Raw genomic sequence first — 16,333 nt, 5'->3', positions numbered from 1 at the left:
GTGACCGCCAAAGTGATCGCCGACGACGTCGAGGCCCTGGCCGTCGCCGCCGCGCTCGCCGAGGAGTTCCGCGTCGGTGCCTCGGCACGGGACTCCGAACGGCGCCTTCCTCGTGCGGAGTTGGATCGGCTCTCCGCCTCCGGGCTGCTCGCCGTCACCGTGCCGGCCGAGCACGGCGGGGCGGACGTACGGCAGGAAACCCTCGCGGAGATCTTCCGGCTGCTGGCCTCGGCCGACGCCAGCATCGCCCAGATCCCGCAGAACCACTTCGTGTACGTGAACGTGCTGCGCCGCCAGGGCACCCCGGAGCAGCAGGCCTTCTTCTTCGGCGAGGTACTGGCCGGGCGCCGCTTCGGCAACGCCCAGTCGGAGGCGGGCACCCGACACATCCAGGACATCCGTACCCGCCTCGACCCCGGGCCCGACGGCTCGTGCGTCCTCACCGGCGTCAAGCACTACTCCACCGGCGCCCTCTTCGCCGACTGGATCCCCGTCCTCGCCCGCGCCGTCGACGACAACCCGCACGTCGCCTACGTCCCCCGCGACGCCCCCGGGGTCACGGTCGTCGACGACTGGGACGGCATGGGCCAGCGTACGACGGCCAGCGGCACCGTCCGACTCGACGCCGTACGCGTGCCCGCCGACCGTGTCGTCCCGCACCACCTCACCTTCCAGGGCCCTCAACTCCATGGGGCGATGGCCAAGTTGCTGCACGCCGCCATCGACGCCGGGATCGCCGCGGGCGCACTGGCCGAGGCCGCCGAGTTCGTTCGCACCAAGAGCAGGCCCTGGTTCGAGAGCGGCTTCGACACGGCGGCCGAGGACCCGCTCCTCATCCAGCGCTTCGGCGAACTCGCCGTCCAGGTCCGGGCGTCCGAGGCGCCGCTCGGCGTCGCGGCACGCACGGTCGACGCGGCCCGCGACGAGCTGACCGAGGACTCGGCGGCCGAGGCGTCCATCGCGGTGGCCGCAGCGAAGGTGCACACCTCCGCCACCGCCGTGGAGGTGGCGGGCGCCCTCTTCGAGCTGTCCGGCACCCGTTCGGCCCTGAACTCCCTCAATCTGCACCGGCATTGGTGCGACGCCCGCACCCACACCCTGCACGACCCGGCCCGCTGGAAGATCCAGCACATCGGCCGATACGTACTGGGCGGTATCAAGCCACCTCGCCACGGCCTGCTGTAACTCCCACTCGCTCATCCGCCCCCACGATCGGAGAACGCCGCCGTGTCCCTCACCTTCCACTGGTTCCTGCCCACCAACGGCGACAGCCGCCACGTCGTCGGCGGCGGTCACGGCACCCCCGCCACCGCCTCCGGCCGGGACCGGCCGCCGACGGTCGCCTATCTGAGCCAGATCGCCCGCGCCGCCGAGGACCTGGGCTTCGTCGGCGCGCTCACGCCCACCGGCGCCTGGTGCGAGGACGCCTGGCTGACCACCGCGATGGTCAGTCAGCACACCGAACGGCTGAAGTTCCTGGTCGCCTTCCGTCCCGGCTTCGTCTCACCCACGCTCGCCGCGCAGATGGCGTCCACCTTCCAGCGGCAGACCGGCGGCCGGCTGCTCCTCAACGTGGTCACGGGGGGCGAGAGCCACGAGCAGCGTGCCTACGGCGACTTCCTCGACAAGGACGCGCGCTACCGTCGTACGGGTGAATTCCTCCAGATCGTGCGGGACTTGTGGGAGGGCAAGACCGTCGACCTGTCCGGTGAGCACCTCCAGGTCGAGGACGCCAGGCTGGCCCGGGTCCCTGACCCGGTCCCCGAGGTCTATTTCGGCGGCTCCTCGCCCATCGCGGGCGAGATCGCCGCCCGCCACGTCGACGTCTATCTCACCTGGGGCGAACCGCCCGCCCAGGTCGCCGAGAAGATCGCCTGGGTACGCGGGCTGGCGGCGAAGGAAGGACGCTCCGTCCGCTTCGGCATCCGGCTGCACGTCATCACGCGCGACACCGCCGAGCAGGCCTGGGCCGAGGCCCACAAGCTCCTGGACGGCTTCGACCCGGACACCGTGAAGTCCGTCCAGGCGGGCCTCGCCCGCAGCGAGTCGGAGGGCCAGCAGCGCATGCTCGCCCTCCACGGCGGCAACCGCGAGGACCTGGAGATCCACCCCAACCTGTGGGCCGGCATCGGCCTCGTCCGCGGCGGCGCGGGCACCGCCCTGGTCGGCAGCCATGACGAGGTCGCCGAGCGGATCAAGGAGTACCACGCCCTCGGCATCGACGAGTTCGTCCTCTCCGGCTACCCGCACCTGGAGGAGGCGTACTGGTTCGGCGAGGGTGTCCTGCCGCGCCTGGCCGCGCAGGGACTGTGGCGGCACCCCTTCGCACCGACGCCCGCCCCCGCCGCGCAGGTGCCGTTCACGAGCTGAGCGATCCGAGCGCACCGAGGTGCGCGGCGCGCACCTGGGCGGTCTGCCCCTGCACCAGCAGGAACATCCCCTCGCGTGCCAGCCGCTGCGCCGGGCTGCCCAGGTCCATCGCGCGCCCGCCACCGGCCACGACCGCCGCGGTCGTCGCGGCGCGCATGAGGTCGTACGCCCGCGTCTTGACCGTCAGCCGCTCCTCGATCCGCTCGGTGGGCACCGGGTGGTCGGCGAGCTCGTACGCCTGTCGCCTGACCTCGTCGAGGCGGGCGCGGAGCACCTGCCCGGTCACCTTCCCCGCGGGATCGCCCTCCAGCAGGTCGAGCGCCGACGCGGTGACCCCGAAGACAGCCGGTGAGGCGTTGGTGTTCTTGGGGCGGTCGGTGACCGCCCAGGACTCGTACGGCGTGCGCAGGGCCACGGCCTCGTCCGGGAGCCACAGCCCGTCCAGCTCCAGGGACACCGTGCGCGAGGCGGTGAGCGCCGCCAGCCGCATCGGCGGCGAAGGGCGCAGTCCGGGCTGCTCACGCGCCTCGGTGAACGCGAACAGCGCCTCGTCCGCGTCCGTCACCCCGGCCAGCAGCATCACGTCGTTCAGCCCCCAGCCCGTGTACCAAGGGACCGTCCCGTCGAAGCGCCAGCCGCCACGCGCGCGGGTGACCCGGACGGGGATCCGCGGGTAGGCCCGCAGCTGCGCGTACGCGACCCCGGACAGCAGCTCCCCCCGCGCGAGTGGGCCCAACAACCGCTCCCGCACCGCGGGTTCGCCCTTCGCCAGAGTCATCACCGGAGTGTGGTGCTGGGTCTGCACGAACCAGGTCGAACAGCACGCCCCGGCCAGGATCTCGGCGGTCTCCCGGACCACCGCGGCGGGCGCGGCCGACCCGCCGTAGGACACCGGCGCGCTCACCCCGAGCAGCCCCGACCGCTTGACCGCCTCGATGCTGGCGGCCGGCACGCCCTCCTGGTCCACGCGCTCCGCCCGCGGGGCCAGCACCTCGGCCGCCAGCCGTCTGGCCGCAGTGACGAGCGGATGCGGTGCGGTGGTCATCGAAGAAATCTCCCGCCGTCGTCGTGTCGTGTGTCGATCCGGCCGTCTCCCGTTCGTGTAGTCAGTGCAGGACCACCCGAGAACGAGCCGAGAACGACACGGCCGAGGAGCACACATCATGAAGTACTACCTGCTGAGCGTCATGCAGCCGTCCGGCGAGCCGCCCGCGCCCGAGATCCTGAAGGAGATCATGCACAATCTCGACGTCTTCCACGCGGAGCTGCGCGAGGCCGGGGCGTGGGTGTTCGCCGGGGGACTGCACGGACCGGAGACGGCCACCGTGGTACGCGCCAAGGACGGCGACGTGCTCGTCACCGACGGCCCGTACACCGAGAGCAAGGAGTACCTGGGCGGGATCTGCCTGATCAAGGCTCCCGACCTCGACGCGGCGCTGGAATGGGGCCGCAAGGCGACGGTGGCGACCACGCTCCCCATCGAGGTGCGGCCCTTCATGGGCGAAGCCGAGGACGGATGACCGCGAAGGCCGACATCGAGGCCGTGTTCCGCGCCGAATACGGCCGCGCGGTCGCCGTCCTCGTCCGCTTCCTCGGCGACATCGACCTCGCCGAGGAAGTGGTCCAGGACGCCTTCACCACCGCTCTGCTGAAGTGGCCGGAGTCGGGCATACCGCCCAGCCCGGCCGGGTGGATCATCACCACCGCACGCAACCGCGCCGTCGACCGGTTGCGCCGCGAGTCCACGCGCGAGGCCCGGCACGCCGAGGCCGACCGGCTCTACGCGCGGGACGAACCGGCCGAGGAGGGCCCCGTGCGCGACGACCGGCTCCGCCTGATCTTCACCTGCTGTCATCCCGCGCTCGCCACGCAGGCCCAGGTCGCGCTCACCCTGCGCCTGCTCGGCGGCCTCACCACCCCGCAGATTGCCCGCGCCTTCCTCGTCCCCGAGCCCACGATGGCGCAGCGCCTGGTCAGGGCCAAGGCCAAGATCCGCGACGCCCGCATCCCATACCGCATCCCGCGCGACGCCGACCTCCCGGACCGCGTCAAGGGAGTGCTCGCGGTCGTCTACCTCATCTTCAACGAGGGGTACGGCGGCCGGGCGGACCTGTGCGCGGAGGCCGTCCGGCTCGGGCGACTCCTCGTCGAGCTGATGCCGGACGAGCCGGAGGCGCTCGGCCTGCTCGCGCTGATGCTCCTTGTCGAGTCGCGCCGGCCGGCCCGCACCACACCGGACGGCGACCTGGTCCTCCTCCCCGACCAGGACCGCTCCCGGTGGGACCGCGATCTCATCACCGAGGGACAGACCCTCGTGCGCCGCTGTCTGTGCCGCGAGCGGCCGGGCCCCTACCAGATCCAGGCCGCGATCAACGCCGTGCACAGCGACGCCCCGACCGCGGCCGCCACGGACTGGGGCCAGATCCTCCAGCTCTACGACCAGCTGGCCGCGCTCGCCCCGAGCCCGGTGGTCGCCCTCAACCGGGCCGTCGCCGTCGCCGAGGTCGACGGCCCGGAGCAGGCGCTCGCCCTCGTCGACGCGCTCGACCTGGACGGCTACCACGCCTTCCACGCCGTACGAGCGGATCTGCTGCGCCGCCTCGGCCGGACCGTCGAGGCCGTACGGGCGTACGAGGCGGCCATCGCGCTGACCGACAGCGCACCGGAGCGCGCCTACCTCGACCGGGCCCGCGCGGCACTCCTGTGAAGCCGAGCACCGCGCGGGCCCGGCTGAGCCGCACGCCCGTACGAGCCGGGAGACGCCGCGCTCACACGCTGAGCGCCTCCCGTACCGACCGCTCGGCCTCCTGCCCGCCCTCGCCGGAGGAGGTGACCCGGCCCGCCTCCAGGACGTAGTACCGCTGCGCCGCCCGCATCGCGAAGCCGACGTGCTGCTCGACCAGCAGGACCGACAGCCCGCCACGGGCGGCCAGGGCGAGGATCGTCTCCTCGATCTCGGCGACGACGGACGGCTGGATGCCCTCCGTGGGTTCGTCGAGGAGAAGGATCCGGGGCTCTGTCACCAGGGCGCGGGCGATGGAGAGTTGCTGCCGCTGGCCGCCCGAGAGCAGCCCGGCCCGACGGTTCGACAGGGTCCGCAGCGCCGGGAACAGGTCCAGTGCCTCGGCGATCGCCGCCTTGCCGCGCCTGCGCCCGTCCGCGACCAGCTGGAGGTTCTCGGCGGTCGTGAGGTGCGGGAAGGCCTGCTGGCCCTGGGGGACGTACGCCATGCCGCGCGCCACCCGCTCGTGCGGCTTGCGGCGGGTGATGTCCTCGCCGTCGAGACGGACGTGGCCGCTCTGCGGGGTGAGCAGTCCGACGGCGGCGCGCAGCAGGGTGCTCTTGCCCGCGCCGTTGTGTCCGAGCACGGCCGCCACGCCGTCGCGCGGGACCTCGACGCGGACGCCGTGCAGGACGGTACCGCGGTGGTAGCCGACACGTACGTCGTCGATCTCCAGCATCACGTCAGGCCTCCTGTACGGCGGTCGGTTCGGGCATCCTCGTCGTGGCGTCCCCGGTGGCCGCGTGCCCGAGGTAGACCTCCTGCACCTTGGGATCCGCCTGTACCTCGGCCACCGTCCCCTCGCTGAGCACCCTGCCCGCGTGCAGCACGCTGACGCTGCGCGCGAAGGAGCGCATGAAGTCCATGTCGTGCTCGATGACGACCACCGTCCGCTCCTGGCTGATGCGCCGCAACAGCTCGCCAGTGGCCTGCCGTTCGTCGTGACTCATGCCGGCCACGGGCTCGTCGAGCAACAGCAGCCGGACGTCCTGGACGAGCAGCATGCCGATCTCCAGCCACTGTTTCCGGCCGTGCGCGAGGGTCCCGGCGAGGCTGTCGGTGACGTCCGTCAGGCCCACCGTCTCCAGGGCGCGCGCCACGGCCTGCGGCACACCCTTGCGGCGCCGCAGCATGGTGAGCATGCCGCGGCCCGCGCCCGCCGCGATGTCCAGGTTCTGCAGGACCGTCAACTCCTCGAAGACGGTGGCCGTCTGGAAGGTGCGGCCGATTCCCGAGCGGGCGATCCGGTGCACACTGCGGCCGAGGAGGTCCTCGCCCGCGAAGCGCACCGACCCCTCCGCCTTCACGAGGCCGGTGACGGCGTCGACGAGGGTCGTCTTGCCCGCGCCGTTCGGTCCGATGAGGAAGCGCAGATCGCCGGGGCGGACGTCGAGGTCCACTCCGTCGACGGCCGTGAAACCGTCGAAGGACACGCGCAGTCCCCGTATCTCCAGGCCGGAGAGCCTGGTCCCCGGCCCGGGCTCGGTGGTCGACGGATCCGTCATGCCGCTTCTCCCTCCGACGCCCTGCTCGCCCTGCGCCGCCGGACGATCCCCACCAGTGAGGCGAGGCCGCCCGGCAGGAAGGCCAGGGCTACGATGAACAGCAGTCCCTGGAAGTAGGTCCAGGCCGCGGGGAACTCCTCGGACAGCGCGGTCTTGGCCCAGGCGACCGCGATCGCGCCGAGCACCGCGCCCACCAGGCTCGCCCGGCCGCCGACCGCGGCGCCGATGACGAGTTCGATGGACGGCACGATCCCGATCAGCGCGGGGGAGATGATGCCCACCGCGGGCACGAACAGCGCGCCCGCGAGTCCGGCCGTGCCCGCCGCGACGACGTACGCCACGAGCTTCACGTTCGCCGGGTCGTACCCGAGGAAGCGCACCCGCTCCTCCGAGTCCCTTACGGCGACCAGGAGTTCGCCGTACCGGCTGTGGATGAGCTGGCGGGCCAGGGCGATCAGGAGCAGCAGGACGGCCGCGATGACGAAGTACACCATCCGCTGGTTGACCGGGTCGTCGAGGTCGTAGCCGAAGAAGCCCTGGATGTCGGTGAGTCCGTTGGTGCCACCGGTGGTGGCCTGCTGGCCGACCAGCCAGATCGCGAAGGCCGCGGCGAGGGCCTGGCTGAGGATCGCGAAGTACGCGCCCTTGACCCGGCGGCGGAAGATGAACGAGCCGAGGATCGCCGCGACGGCCATCGGCAGCAGAACGGTAGCGGCGAGCGCGAAGACCGGGTTGGCGAACGGCCGCCACCACCACGGGAGTTCGGTCGCGGTACCGTACAGCTGCATGAAGTCGGGGACCTGACCGGGGCCGGCGTCCGCGATCTTCAGATGCATCGCCATGGCGTAGCCGCCGAGCCCGAAGAACACGCCCTGCCCGAGCGTCAGCAGTCCGCCGCGCCCCCAGGCCAGGCAGATGCCGACCGCGACGATCGCGGTGCACAGGTACTTGGCGAGCAACCCGAGGCGGAAGTCGGAGAGCGCGAGCGGAGCCACGGCGAACAGCACGACGACGGCCGCGGCGAAACCGGCCGCGGGGCGTAGGGCGGTCAACCGGCCGTTCTTGGCCGGTAGTTGCTGCACCGGCGGAGCCGCAGGAGTGGTGGTCGTCATACGAGACTCCTCGTCCGCACGGTGTACAGGCCCTGGGGCCGCCACTGCAGGAACGCGACGATGGCCACGAGGACCAGCACCTTCGCGACGCTGACCGTGGTCGAGTACTCCAGCACGGACTGCAGCACTCCCAGCACGAAGGCGACGATGACGCTGCCCTTGAGCTGTCCGATGCCGCCGACCACGATCACGAGGAAGGCGTCGATGATGACGTTGGTGCCCATCGTGGGCCCGATCGGACCGACGAGTGTCAGCGCGACCCCGGCGATCCCGGCCAGGCCGGAACCGATGAAGAACGCGGTGCGGTCGACGCGGCCGGTGGAGATGCCGGACACCTCGGCGAGGTCCCGGTTCTGCACGACGGCGCGGATGCGCCGCCCCAGCGGGGTCAGCCGCAGCGTGAGCGACAGTGCGACCACCGCCGCGATCGCCAGTCCCAGGATGAACAGACGGCTGCTCGCGAAGGTGAGCGGATCATCACCGCCGATGACGGTGATGTTCCCCGTGAGGACGTCCGGCGCGCGGGTCTGCACATTGGGCGCGCCGAAGATGTCCCGGGCGAGCTGCTGGAGCATCAGCGAGACACCCCAGGTGACCAGCAGGGTGTCCAGGGGACGCAGATAGAGCCGGCGGATGAGCAGCCATTCGAGCAGTGCGCCCAGGGCGCCCGAGACGAGGAAGGCGACGGGCAGCGCGACGATCAGTGAGAGGCCCGCGCCGGTGATGGACTTCTGGAGGACGTACGTGGTGTAGGCGCCGGCCATGATGAACTCGCCGTGGGCCATGTTGATGACGTTCATCTGGCCGAAGGTGAGCGACAGGCCGAGCGCGATGAGCAGCAGGACGGCACCGATGCTGACACCGGTGAACATCTGCCCGAGGATCACGGTCATGGGGCGGCTCCGGGGAGACGGGACACGGGGGCCTCTCGTCATGGACGAGGTCCGTGGTGGCCGAGGCCCCCGTATGACGGGCGGTCAGGAGAGGCCGGAGGCCCAGGAGTAGCCCTTGAGGAACGGGTCCGGCTTGATCGGCTTGCCCGAGTTCCACACTTCCTGGATCAGCCCGTCGGTGCCGACCTTGCCGATGCGGGCGGTCTTGTAGATGTGCTGGCTGGCGCCGTCGACCGTGACCTTGCCCTCGGGCGCTTCGAAGGTGATGCCGTCGGAGGCCGCCTTGACCTTCTCCGGGTCGAAGGACTTCGCCTTCTCGACCATCGCCTTCCACAGGTAGACCGAGGTGTACGCGGCCTCCATCGGGTCACTGGTCGGCTTGTCCTGGCCGTACTCGGCCTTGTACGCCTTCACGAACTTGCCGTTCGCCGCGCCGGGGGTCGTCTGGTAGTAGTTCCAGGCCGTCAACTGACCCGCCAGGTACTGTGATCCGATCGACTTGACCTCCTCCTCGGCGATCGACACCGAGACCACCGGCATGCTGGTGGCGGTCAGGCCCGCGGACTTGTACTCCTTGAAGAAGGCCACGTTCGAGTCGCCGTTGAGGGTGTTGAAGACCGCGTCCGCCTTCGACGCCTTCACCTTGTTGACGATCGTGCTGAACTCCGTTGAGCCCAGCGGCGCGTAGTCCTCGCCGAGCACGGTCATGCCGTTGGCCTTCGCGTACGCCTTGATCTCCTTGTTGGCGGTGCGCGGGAAGACGTAGTCGCTGCCGACGAGGTAGATCTTCTTCTTGCCCTGTGACTTGAGGTAGTCGAGCGCGGGGACGATCTGCTGGTTGGTGGTCGCGCCGGTGTAGAAGATGTAGGGGGACTCCTCCAGGCCCTCGTACTGCACGGGGTAGAACAGCAGCGACTTGTTCTTCTCGAAGACCGGCTTGACGGCCTTGCGGCTCGCCGATGTCCAGCAGCCGAACGTGGCCGCGACCCGGTCCTCCTTGATGAGCTTGCTCGCCTTCTCGGCGAAGGTCGGCCAGTCGGAGGCGCCGTCCTCGCTGATCGGCTTGATCTTCTTGCCGAGCACTCCGCCGGAGGCGTTGATCTCGTCGATCGCCAGCTTCAGCGAATCGCGTACGGTCACCTCGCTGATCGCCATGGTGCCGGAGAGCGAGTTGAGGAGTCCGACCTTGACCGTGTCACCGCTGGTGTCGGCCTGCGCCGCCTTGTCGGACGCACCGCCGGAGTCGGTCTTCGCGCCGCACGCGGAGAGCGCGACGACCGCGGCGAGCGCCGCGGTGCCGGCCACGAACCGACGCCTGGAGGTGCTGGAAACCCGGGAAGCGCTGGAAACCGGGGAAACCCTGGGAAGCCTGGAAACGCTGGACAAAAGAACCCCCTAAGTCCCATGAGGGGACAGCCGAAAAGAAAGAGACAGCCCTTCAGGGGCGGTGATGGCGTGCGAGTCTCCAGCTTTCCGCTGATGGTGTGCCGACTGGTTCCTGAAGTGCGGTCACAGCCTCAAGTCGCCCTGTTTCCAGGGCGTTTCCCCAGACTTTCCCGGCTGTATCTTCCCGCTCTCTCCGGGCAACAAAAAATGCCCGGGGCTGAATTCGATGTATGAATTCACAGATCGCCCGAGCATTCTCATTACTTCCTGTAGGAAGTATCTTGGTGCGGGTGCGGACATGTCAAGGGCGGGATCCGTGAAGATCGAGTTCGGCCACCACGTCGAAGTCGACGCCCTCGGCCCGCGCCAGATAGATCCGCTGTCGTACATGGCTGCCGCGTAGGTGGAGCAGTCCGCGCGGCCCCTCGTACGACACGGTGTCGGCCGCCGCTCCGATCGCCGACACGTCGAGCGAACCGGCCCGGGCGATGAGTGCGGCGAGCAACAGGACACCCTCGTAACAGGATTCGCCGAGGCTTCCGAGCGCCGGTGCCTCGACGCCGTACCTCCCGGCGTACCGGCCATGGAAGTCGAGGGTGTCCTGATTCGCGAGCGAGGCGAAGAAGCCCGCCGTGCTGAAGAGGTCCGAGGTGGTGCTCGGACCGCTGGCCATCAGCATGTTCTCGTCCATCAGCGTGCTCAGCCGCAGACACCGCTCATCCAGTCCGGCCGCGGCGAACGCCCGGTTGAAGCGCACCGCGTCACTGCCCACCAACAGCATCAGGACGGCGTCCGCCTCCGACCGCTCGATGCGCCGCAGCACGCCGTCGAAGTCGTGGGTGCCGAGCGGCAGATAGGACTGCCCGCAGACCGCGGCCCCGGACTCGCGGGCGTACCCGAGCGCCGCACGGGCCGTACGGCGCGGCCATATGTAGTCGTTGCCGACGACGAACCAGCGCCGCACCCCGCGCTCGTGCGCCAGCAGTCCCATCGCGGGCCGGAGTTGATCGCGCGGTGTCTCGCTGGTGAGGAACACCCCCGCGGTGTGCTCGCCGCCCTCGTACAGGGCGGTGTAGACGTACGGCACCCGGTGCGCGATCCTCGGCGCCAGCGCCTGCCGCACCGAGGAGATGTGCCAGCCCGTGACGCCCTGCACGACTCCCAGGTCCACCAGGGCCTCGACGTGGTCGGCGACGACACCCGGCGGGGCGCCGCCGTCCACGGGCAGCAGCCGCAGTTCCTTGCCCAGGACGCCGCCCGCGCGATTGACCTCCTCCGTGGCCAGCCGCGCGCACAGCTCGCAGGTGGGCCCGAAGATGCCAGCCGACCCCTGGAGCGGGAAGACGAGCGCCACACCGAGCACGGTGTCGTCGGCCGTGAACCAGTCGAGCGGAGGGGGAGCGCTCCCGAACATGGCGTCATGATTTCGGGTCCCCGCGGTGAACTCCAGTCCGTCTCATACGATGTACGCACGCCGTGACCAAGGAGCAGGATGGCCAGCCGATCCGCGCGTCAGCCCCAGGACCTGATGCGGCTCTTGACGCGGGCCGAACGGCTGGCCGCGCGCCGCCTCGAGGCCGTCCTGGACGAGGACGGCTGCTCGCTCGACGCCTGGCGGGTGCTCGTCCTGCTCTCCGACGGTGAGGGCCATCACATGACCGCGGTCGCCGAAGCCGCCTTCCTGCCGCCCGCGACGCTCACCAAGCTCGTGGACCAGCTCGTCGACCAGAACCTCGTCCACCGCCGCGTCGACCCCCTGGACCGGCGGCGCATCCTCGCCCATCTCACCCCCCGCGGCCAGACGTACTGGCGCCGTCTCGACCGCGAGGTCCGCGCGCGGTGCCCGGTCCTGAGCGACGGCGAGGACGAGCTACTGCGGGGCCTGCTGGAGCGCCTGGTGGACACGCTCGACGCAGCTCCCGCGGAGCCCGCCCTCTGACGCCTTCGCGTGACGCGACGATCACGGTACGTTTTCTCCGTGTATCGGGAATTTATTTGGCTGCATGAAAGGTTGGTGTTTACACCGAGCCTGCCGGCTCAAGACGACCACCCGCGGGCCGCCAGGTCCGCACCGATCAGCGAGGCACCGTGAACGACCGCACCCCTGAGCAGCCCGCCGACCTCGTGGCCCGGCTGCGCGCCACCTTCCGCTCCGGCCGCACCAAGCCCCTCGCGTGGCGCACCAGCCAACTGCGCCGACTGCGCGAGCTGCTCACCACGCACGGCGCCGAGCTCGCGGAAGCCCTCCACGCGGACCTCGGCAAGAGCTCCACCGAGGCCTTCCGCACCGAGATCGACTTCACCGTGCGCGAGATCGACCACACCCTCGACCACCTCGAGGAGTGGCTGCGTCCCGAGTCCGCCCCGGTCCCCGCGCACCTCGGCGCCGACGCCACGGCCTGGACGCGATTCGACCCGCTGGGCGTCGTCCTGGTCATCGCCCCCTGGAACTATCCGGTGCAGCTCCTGCTGACGCCGATGCTTGGCGCGCTGGCCGCGGGCAACACGGTGGTCGTCAAGCCCAGCGAGCTCGCCCCCGCCACCTCCGCGGCCGTCGCCCGGCTGCTGCCGCGCTACCTCGACACCGACGCGGTCGCCGTCGTCGAGGGCGCCGTTCCGGAGACCACCTCGCTGCTCGCGGAGCGTTTCGACCACATCTTCTACACCGGCAACGGCGCGGTCGGCCGGATCGTGATGCGGGCCGCCGCCGAGCACCTCACCCCCGTCGCTCTCGAACTGGGCGGCAAGTCCCCGGCGTTCGTCGACCGTGACGCCGACCTGTCCGTCGTCGCGGACCGGCTCGCCCGCGGCAAGTTCCTCAACGCCGGGCAGACCTGCGTCGCACCGGACTACGTCCTCACCGACCCGGAGACCGCCCGCGCGCTGGAGCCCGAGCTCGCCCGCGCCGTCGAGGCCCTGTTCGGTGCCGATCCGCAGCGGTCGGGCGAGTACGGGCGGATCGTCAACGAGCGGCACTTCGACCGGCTCAGCTCGCTGCTCGACTCCGGCCGCACCGTTGTCGGCGGCACCGGCGACCGGGCCACCAAGTACCTCGCGCCCACCGTCCTCGCCGACGTCGACCCCAAGGCGCCCGTGATGCAGGAGGAGATCTTCGGGCCGATCCTGCCGATCGTCACGGTGGCGGGGCTGGACGAGGCCGTCGACTTCATCAACGACCGCGACAAGCCCCTGGCGCTGTACGTCTTCACCGAGTCGGACACCACCCGGGAGCGGTTTGCCGGGGAGACGTCCTCCGGAGGCCTCGGCTTCGGCCTGCCGCTCGCCCATCTGACCGTCTCCGACCTGCCGTTCGGCGGGGTCGGCGAGAGCGGCATGGGCAGCTACCACGGCCGCTACTCCATCGAGACGTTCAGCCACCGCAAGGCGGTGCTGGAGAAGCCGCTGGGCTGACGCGGCCCCGACGGTGTCCCGTCAGATCGTCGAGGATCTGCCGGGACACCGTCGTGCGACCCTCTCTGCCAACCTTGTCAGATCTGACTGGTCTACACCCTTGACTGGTACATACCAAAGCGGTTGAGTGTGGCTCCACACCCCCCACCACGGCCGCCCCCGACGCCGTGGCCGGCTCCGCCGGCACGTGCGCACAAGGCTCCGCCCCGCGCTGCCCTTGTCCGGGAGCGGCCGTGTCCCGCAAAGGAGTTGACCTGTGTCGAGGCGCCGTATCTCCGCAGTCCTCACCGCCCTCGCCCTCGCGTCCGCCACCCCGGTGCTGCTACCGGCCTCGGGGGCCTCCGCCGCCGCCTGTTCGAGCTATCCGAACTGGGCGGCCGGGAGGTCGTACGTCACCGGTGACGTCGTCCGCTACACCGACGGGAAGACCTACATCGCCGAGCACGACAACCCGGGCTACGACCCCACCATCAGCACCTGGTACTGGGACCCCTACGCCTGCGACGGAGGTTCCACGCCTCCCTCCGACGGCTTCGTGGTGAGCGAGGCGCAGTTCAACCAGATGTTCCCGAACCGGAGTTCCTTCTACACCTACAGCGGTCTGCGGGCGGCGATGAGCGCCTATCCGGCCTTCGCCAACACGGGCAGCGACACCGTGAAGAAGCAGGAGGCCGCGGCCTTCCTGGCCAACGTCAGCCACGAGACCGGCGGCCTGGTCTACGTGGTGGAGCAGAACACCGCCAACTACCCCCACTACTGCGACTGGAGCCAGCCCTACGGCTGCCCGGCCGGACAGTCGGCCTACTACGGCCGAGGCCCGATCCAGCTCAGCTGGAACTTCAACTACAAGGCCGCGGGTGACGCGCTCGGCATCGACCTCCTCAACAACCCCTACCTGGTGCAGAACGACGCCGCCGTGGCCTGGAAGACCGGCCTCTGGTACTGGAACACCCAGACGGGGCCCGGCAGCATGACGGGCCACAACGCCATGGTCAACAGCGCGGGATTCGGCCAGACCATCCGCAGCATCAACGGCTCCCTGGAATGCGACGGCAAGAACCCGGCGCAGGTGCAGAGCAGGGTGGACGCCTACCAGCGGTTCGTGCAGATCCTCGGGACCTCGGCCGGCGGCAACCTCTACTGCTGATCGGCTGCCGACAGCAGGCGCCCGGGCCCGGAAAAGGTGTGCGAAACTGCCGCGATGACCTCGGAAACGATCACCGCGGCAGCGGCGGGCACCTGGACACTCGGAGATCTCCCCGTCCGCCGCATCGGCTTCGGCGCGATGCGGCTGACGGGCAGCGCGGCCTTCCACCTCGGCACTCCGAGCGGCCGGGACCGGTCGATCGCCGTGCTGCGCCGCGCGATCGAACTGGGTGTCAACCACATCGACACCGCCGCGTTCTACTTCTCGTCGCTGCGCTCCGCGAACGAGCTGATCAGCAGCGCGCTGGCCCCGTACGCGGACGACCTGGTCATCGCATCCAAGGTCGGGCCGTTCCGGGACTACGAGGGGGAGTGGGGCACCCCGGCCCGGCCGGACCAGCTCCGCGCCCATGTCGAGGAGAACCTGCGGCAGTTGGGCCGCGACCACCTCGACCTCGTGTACCTGCGGCGGACGGGGCAGGACTCGATCGCCGAGCACTTCGGCGCACTGGCCGAGCTGCGCGAGGCGGGGCTGGTGCGGCACCTCGGCGTCTCCAGCGTCACACCCCGGCACCTCGCGGAGGCGCAGGCCATCGCACCGGTGGTGAGCGTGCAGAACCAGTACGGGCTCGACTCCCCGAGCGCGGAGACCGACGAACTGCTGCGTAGGTGCGGGGAAACGGGCGTCGCGTTCGTGCCGTTCTTCGCGATCGCGGGCAAGGGCGGCGCGCAGGGGCCGAGCGGCACCGACGGCGACGAGGTGCTCGCCGTGGCGCGTGCGCACGGCGTGACGCCCGCGCAGGTACGGCTCGCGTGGACCCTGCGGCAGGGCCCGCACGTGCTGGCCATCCCCGGCACCGGCAGTCCGGACCATCTCGTCGAGAACGTCGCCGCGGGCGCGCTGCGGCTCACCGACGACGAGATGGCCCGCCTCGACGCGCTCCATCAGCCGGGCGAGTGACCGTGGGGTCCGTCACCCGGGGCGGTCCTCGTCGGGCCGCCCCGGGTGACGTGCTCAGCCGAGACGCTCGTGCAGGAAGCCCACGGTGCTCTCCCATGCCCGCGCGGCCGACTTGGGGTGGTGCGTCTCCGGTCGGCCGTCGTTGAAGAAGGCGTGGCCGGCAGGGTAGAGACGGAAGTCCGCGACGATGCCGGCCTGCTGCTGGATCGCCTTGCTCAGCTGCTCCAGGTTCTCCTTCGGGATGCTCGTGTCGAGTTCGCCGTAGTGACCCTGGATCTGCGCCTTCAGGTGGGAGAAGTCAGGCATTTTGCCCTGGATCACGCCGTAGAACGGCACCGCCGCGCTGACCCGGGGGTCGGCCGCGGCCAGGTAGAGGACGAAGCCGCCGCCCATGCAGAAGCCGACCGCGCCCACCGTGTCCGAGGTGACCTCGGGCAGCCCGAGCAGATGGTCGACCGCACCGGAGAGCAGCTCGACGCCGCGCGACACAGGCAGCTCCTTCATCATCCGGAAGGCCTCGCCGCTGTCATGGGCGACATTGCCGCCGTACAGGTCGGGCGCGAGGGCCACGAAGCCCTCGGCGGCCAGTCGGTCCGCCACCTGCGCGATGTGGTCGGTCAGACCCCACCACTCCTGGATGACGATCACCCCGGGCCCCTGGCCGGACGGAGGCAGCGTCAGATAGCCGTGGGCCGTGGTCCCGGCGCTGGGGAAGGTCACGTTCTGATGGGCGGGGGCTCCGGTCGGCTTCGACAGCTCGGACATCG

The 16,333-nt window shown here is 70.6% G+C and carries 16 protein-coding genes; 8 read left to right on the top strand and 8 right to left on the bottom strand.

What is annotated here, in order from left to right:
- Complete coding sequence (locus tag OG819_RS38790; RefSeq protein WP_266653794.1) at positions 1–1,185, top strand: SfnB family sulfur acquisition oxidoreductase; 1,185 nt, start codon at positions 1–3, stop codon at positions 1,183–1,185.
- Positions 1,186–1,227: 42 nt separating this feature from the next.
- On the top strand, positions 1,228–2,370 hold the full coding sequence (locus tag OG819_RS38785; RefSeq protein WP_266653792.1) for an LLM class flavin-dependent oxidoreductase: 1,143 nt from the start codon (positions 1,228–1,230) through the stop codon (positions 2,368–2,370).
- On the opposite strand, the gene OG819_RS38780 is transcribed toward OG819_RS38785, so the two are convergent.
- The gene (locus OG819_RS38780; protein WP_266632924.1) at positions 2,360–3,415 is read right to left on the bottom strand and encodes an acyl-CoA dehydrogenase family protein; all 1,056 of its coding nucleotides are present in this window, start codon (positions 3,413–3,415) and stop codon (positions 2,360–2,362) included. The genes OG819_RS38785 and OG819_RS38780 overlap by 11 nt on opposite strands.
- A 118-nt stretch (positions 3,416–3,533) precedes the next feature.
- Here OG819_RS38780 and OG819_RS38775 point away from each other — a divergent pair, with 118 nt between their 5' ends.
- Both OG819_RS38775 and OG819_RS38770 read left to right on the top strand, forming a co-directional pair.
- Positions 3,534–3,890, top strand: coding sequence for a YciI family protein (locus OG819_RS38775; protein ID WP_266589165.1), 357 nt, complete (start codon positions 3,534–3,536; stop codon positions 3,888–3,890).
- On the top strand, positions 3,887–5,077 hold the full coding sequence (locus tag OG819_RS38770; protein WP_266653790.1) for an RNA polymerase sigma factor: 1,191 nt from the start codon (positions 3,887–3,889) through the stop codon (positions 5,075–5,077). Before OG819_RS38775 ends, OG819_RS38770 begins: the two co-directional genes overlap by 4 nt.
- Before the next feature lie 61 nt (positions 5,078–5,138).
- On the opposite strand, the gene urtE is transcribed toward OG819_RS38770, so the two are convergent.
- The 6 genes from urtE to OG819_RS38740 form a co-directional block, all read right to left on the bottom strand.
- Positions 5,139–5,831 (bottom strand): urea ABC transporter ATP-binding subunit UrtE, encoded by a 693-nt coding sequence (gene urtE / locus OG819_RS38765; protein WP_266653788.1) that lies wholly within the window; start codon positions 5,829–5,831, stop codon positions 5,139–5,141.
- Positions 5,832–5,835: 4 nt separating this feature from the next.
- Complete coding sequence (gene urtD / locus OG819_RS38760) at positions 5,836–6,657, bottom strand: urea ABC transporter ATP-binding protein UrtD (protein ID WP_266632926.1); 822 nt, start codon at positions 6,655–6,657, stop codon at positions 5,836–5,838.
- Entirely contained in the window at positions 6,654–7,769 is a 1,116-nt protein-coding gene (gene urtC / locus OG819_RS38755; RefSeq protein ID WP_266653786.1) for an urea ABC transporter permease subunit UrtC, read from the bottom strand. The genes urtD and urtC overlap by 4 nt, the downstream gene beginning before the upstream one ends.
- On the bottom strand, positions 7,766–8,662 hold the full coding sequence (gene urtB, locus OG819_RS38750) for an urea ABC transporter permease subunit UrtB (protein ID WP_266425181.1): 897 nt from the start codon (positions 8,660–8,662) through the stop codon (positions 7,766–7,768). The genes urtC and urtB overlap by 4 nt, the downstream gene beginning before the upstream one ends.
- Before the next feature lie 84 nt (positions 8,663–8,746).
- A complete protein-coding gene (gene urtA, locus OG819_RS38745) occupies positions 8,747–9,967 on the bottom strand; it encodes an urea ABC transporter substrate-binding protein (protein WP_266632928.1) in 1,221 nt (406 codons plus the stop codon).
- Positions 9,968–10,349: 382 nt separating this feature from the next.
- Complete coding sequence (locus OG819_RS38740) at positions 10,350–11,462, bottom strand: substrate-binding domain-containing protein (protein WP_266632929.1); 1,113 nt, start codon at positions 11,460–11,462, stop codon at positions 10,350–10,352.
- Positions 11,463–11,540: 78 nt separating this feature from the next.
- On the opposite strand from OG819_RS38740, the gene OG819_RS38735 reads away from it, so the two are divergent.
- The 4 genes from OG819_RS38735 to OG819_RS38720 all read left to right on the top strand — a co-directional run bounded on the left by OG819_RS38735 (position 11,541) and on the right by OG819_RS38720 (position 15,566).
- The gene (locus tag OG819_RS38735; RefSeq protein ID WP_266632930.1) at positions 11,541–11,987 is read left to right on the top strand and encodes a MarR family winged helix-turn-helix transcriptional regulator; all 447 of its coding nucleotides are present in this window, start codon (positions 11,541–11,543) and stop codon (positions 11,985–11,987) included.
- Between the two features lie 149 nt (positions 11,988–12,136).
- The gene (locus OG819_RS38730) at positions 12,137–13,459 is read left to right on the top strand and encodes an aldehyde dehydrogenase family protein (RefSeq protein ID WP_266653784.1); all 1,323 of its coding nucleotides are present in this window, start codon (positions 12,137–12,139) and stop codon (positions 13,457–13,459) included.
- A 256-nt stretch (positions 13,460–13,715) separates the two neighbouring features.
- Positions 13,716–14,606, top strand: a complete 891-nt coding sequence (locus OG819_RS38725) for a glycoside hydrolase family 19 protein (RefSeq protein ID WP_266653782.1) — start codon at positions 13,716–13,718, stop codon at positions 14,604–14,606.
- A 54-nt stretch (positions 14,607–14,660) separates the two neighbouring features.
- Complete coding sequence (locus OG819_RS38720) at positions 14,661–15,566, top strand: aldo/keto reductase (RefSeq protein ID WP_266653780.1); 906 nt, start codon at positions 14,661–14,663, stop codon at positions 15,564–15,566.
- A 54-nt stretch (positions 15,567–15,620) separates the two neighbouring features.
- Here the strand turns inward: OG819_RS38720 and OG819_RS38715 are convergent, their stop codons facing one another.
- Positions 15,621–16,331, bottom strand: a complete 711-nt coding sequence (locus tag OG819_RS38715) for a dienelactone hydrolase family protein (protein WP_266653778.1) — start codon at positions 16,329–16,331, stop codon at positions 15,621–15,623.
- Positions 16,332–16,333 lie beyond the last annotated feature (2 nt).

This window comes from Streptomyces sp. NBC_01549 (genome assembly GCF_026339955.1).
GTDB lineage: Bacteria > Actinomycetota > Actinomycetes > Streptomycetales > Streptomycetaceae > Streptomyces.
Note: the sequence above shows the minus strand (reverse complement) of the source record. Positions and strands in the feature narration are given on the sequence as shown.

Excerpts from the sequence above, each read along its gene's own strand:
- urtC (WP_266653786.1), bottom strand. The coding sequence starts at position 7,769 with ATGACGACCACCACTCCTGCGGCTCCGCCGGTGCAGCAACTACCGGCC.
- urtE (WP_266653788.1), bottom strand. The coding sequence starts at position 5,831 with ATGCTGGAGATCGACGACGTACGTGTCGGCTACCACCGCGGTACCGTC.
- urtD (WP_266632926.1), bottom strand. The coding sequence starts at position 6,657 with ATGACGGATCCGTCGACCACCGAGCCCGGGCCGGGGACCAGGCTCTCC.
- OG819_RS38715 (WP_266653778.1), bottom strand. The coding sequence starts at position 16,331 with ATGTCCGAGCTGTCGAAGCCGACCGGAGCCCCCGCCCATCAGAACGTG.
- OG819_RS38720 (WP_266653780.1), top strand. The coding sequence starts at position 14,661 with ATGACCTCGGAAACGATCACCGCGGCAGCGGCGGGCACCTGGACACTC.
- OG819_RS38780 (WP_266632924.1), bottom strand. The coding sequence starts at position 3,415 with ATGACCACCGCACCGCATCCGCTCGTCACTGCGGCCAGACGGCTGGCG.
- urtB (WP_266425181.1), bottom strand. The coding sequence starts at position 8,662 with ATGACCGTGATCCTCGGGCAGATGTTCACCGGTGTCAGCATCGGTGCC.
- OG819_RS38735 (WP_266632930.1), top strand. The coding sequence starts at position 11,541 with ATGGCCAGCCGATCCGCGCGTCAGCCCCAGGACCTGATGCGGCTCTTG.
- OG819_RS38770 (WP_266653790.1), top strand. The coding sequence starts at position 3,887 with ATGACCGCGAAGGCCGACATCGAGGCCGTGTTCCGCGCCGAATACGGC.
- OG819_RS38775 (WP_266589165.1), top strand. The coding sequence starts at position 3,534 with ATGAAGTACTACCTGCTGAGCGTCATGCAGCCGTCCGGCGAGCCGCCC.
- OG819_RS38740 (WP_266632929.1), bottom strand. The coding sequence starts at position 11,462 with ATGTTCGGGAGCGCTCCCCCTCCGCTCGACTGGTTCACGGCCGACGAC.